This window comes from Nostoc sp. CALU 1950, from assembly GCF_051172895.1.
GTDB classification, from domain to species: Bacteria; Cyanobacteriota; Cyanobacteriia; order Cyanobacteriales; family Nostocaceae; genus Nostoc; species Nostoc edaphicum_A.
The window spans coordinates 1-2573 of record NZ_JBDNJQ010000337.1 but is presented as its reverse complement, the minus strand read 5'-3'; the positions used below and the strand labels follow the sequence as shown (position 1 = coordinate 2573).

2 protein-coding genes and 1 pseudogene are annotated in these 2573 nt (G+C 39.7%); all 3 read right to left on the bottom strand.

Annotated elements, in window-relative coordinates:
* Positions 1-28: 28 nt before the first annotated feature.
* Entirely contained in the window at positions 29-817 is a 789-nt protein-coding gene (locus ABF638_RS37675) for a DUF5677 domain-containing protein (RefSeq protein ID WP_435027838.1), read from the bottom strand.
* Between the two features lie 53 nt (positions 818-870).
* The gene (gene ppk2 / locus ABF638_RS37670; RefSeq protein WP_435027836.1) at positions 871-1788 is read right to left on the bottom strand and encodes a polyphosphate kinase 2; all 918 of its coding nucleotides are present in this window, start codon (positions 1786-1788) and stop codon (positions 871-873) included.
* A 458-nt stretch (positions 1789-2246) separates the two neighbouring features.
* A pseudogene (locus tag ABF638_RS37665) lies at positions 2247-2519 on the bottom strand (slipin family protein); the annotation flags it as partial.
* Positions 2520-2573 lie beyond the last annotated feature (54 nt).

Sequence of the window (2573 nt, the reverse complement as noted above, 5' to 3'; positions counted from 1 at the left end):
GGGTGAGATGACTTCAGTACCATATCAATTACTCAATCAGAATGAAATAGCCCTGCAGAAATCGCTTGCATAGCTTCATACTTTGACGGCACTCATATTTGATTTCTTTGACTTCAACTAATGCTTCAAAAGTTAATGACTCACTTAAAATTAGTGTACTTATGTAAATGGCAAAAAACGCAGCCTGTAAAGTGTTTGAGGCTTGCCAACAGGAATAATGTATGTCATCATCCTCTCGATAATTGCCAGAAGCAACCATATTAGGGTGAGTATGCTCACTCAGGAATGGAAACATGATTGTATGAACTGCTTGATCATACTTATACTTACTTTGAGAAACTAAAGTTGATATACCTAGACCATAGGGTAAAGTTTCGCCAGTTTCAGTATCTATAACTTGATTTGATAACTTTCGTCCTTTTTGAGAAACTGGATGCTGTAAGCGCCCTGTATAAAGACCAATTTTTTTATGCACAAAATCGTCTATATTCTCTGGATTTTGGATCACATATATGATGTGCAGATAGTTTTCATAGACGCTACGTAATAAGCTCATCGCATCTTCAGGCAGTTTATTCTCAAGGAGAATTGATACAGCAATCAAACTTTTACACGCTTTGGTAAAACAGTAAAATACATAATCATGTACAACATACTCTTGAGAAAAATCATTGTCTATAATTGCGTCAACTGTGCCATATTCAAACACAATACTTTGACAAAGATTAATTTGTTCATTGAGCCTTCGCTTGAAAGCTGTTAATAATCTGAGTAGTGCTGTTTTTTTACGTATATTTGACGAGTCTGTGTCAGTCATTAGGTCTAACTTAAAAAGTGTTGCGAGAAGAATTTATTATCAAAATTCGGATGTTAATATACTTGAGGGACAAAGAACTGCTCATTGCGGGGGGCGCGAACATAATCCTCAGCCACAGGTCTAGACGGAAGCTCTAAGGGAGGAGGTGTCATATCTTCGTAAGGAACTTTGCTCAACAAATGATGAATGCAGTTGAGCCGCGCCCGTCTTTTATCATCTGCTTCAATGGTAAACCAAGGGGCTTCGGGAATATTTGTGTAAGCAAACATGGTATCTTTGGCTTTGGAATATTCTACCCAGCGATCGCGTGATTCTAAATCCATTGGGCTGAGTTTCCAGCGCCTTGCTGGATCGTGACTGCGAGAAAGAAAGCGTTTTTCTTGTTCTTCATCGCTGACGGAGAACCAGTACTTGATTAAAACAATGCCTGAACGTACCAGCATTCGTTCAAATTCCGGGCAAGATTGCATGAATTCTTGATATTCTGCTTCAGTACAAAAGCCCATTACCTTTTCAACTCCGGCTCGGTTGTACCAACTGCGATCAAAAAGGACTATCTCGCCTGCTGTCGGAAGATGTTGCACGTAACGCTGAAAATACCACTGAGTTTTTTCGCGATCGGAGGGGGTTCCCAGAGCGACTACACGACAGCCACGAGGATTGAGTGGATCGGCAATGCGTTTAATTACTCCTCCTTTGCCGGCAGCATCGCGCCCTTCAAATATGACGACAACCCGATAGCCAGTGTGCTTAATCCAGTATTGCATTTTGACTAGCTCAATCTGGAGTTTCTCTAGTTCAGTTTCAAAAGTCTTTTTGGGAATTTTCTTGGCAAAAGCTTCAGTACTACCATCAAAAATCCGTTTGGATTTTTTAGATTTATTCTTGTCTTTTGCCTTGACTAGGCTTTCTATTAAAGTGGGTTGAACTAGACCATTATTTTGCTGGTTTTTAATTTCATCAATTGACATTGCAGTGACCCTATGCCATTGAATCGGCATAATTAGAGTTTATCTATCAAGTATATATTTTAATGCGGACTAAGTGTAAATATACATAGATGCTCTGGGAGGATGATTGTAGCTATTGGTGATGTCCCAACTCGACAACAAGGTAGGCGATCGCATCCTCCATGATGTGATCAGAATTCTTTAACCTCCAGGCTATCATCAACAATTGCAACCAAAGCGACAGGAATCGGTACGAAATAACTTGACTCTTCATCTAAGAAGTCATCACCACCGATACTGAGAGAATCTTGTACCCATTTAGAAATATCCCGCCCTGCTGATTTTGCCTGAGCAATTGTGCCAGATGATAGAGAGACTGCACCTTGAACAATTTGCTCCTCTAAGAAGGTAATCATTTCATGCACTTCAATAGCAGAAGCACCATCGAGATTGACTGGCTGAGTAAAATCAGTTGTAAGATGTTTTTCAATGAGTACATCTTCCAGGGGAAAGTCTGGGTTAGGGATAATCCGGCTGAGAATTCGGACTGTAACATCTCTATCTACCGACCAAAAAGCATACTCTCCTGGTTCTAGAGGTCGCACAAAATTATTTTGCAGATATAGTAAACCAATCTCATACTCTGAGATTTGGAACTTTTTCAGTCCATTCAACGCAACTGAGCGCAATTGCTGTACAAAGGAAGCAGGTAATTCTAAGCTTTCTTCTAAGTTAAATAGATGAGACTCTACCTAGTCTGTTGACTTTGTGAGTTTTTCAGTGATATTTTTCATACAATAACTATG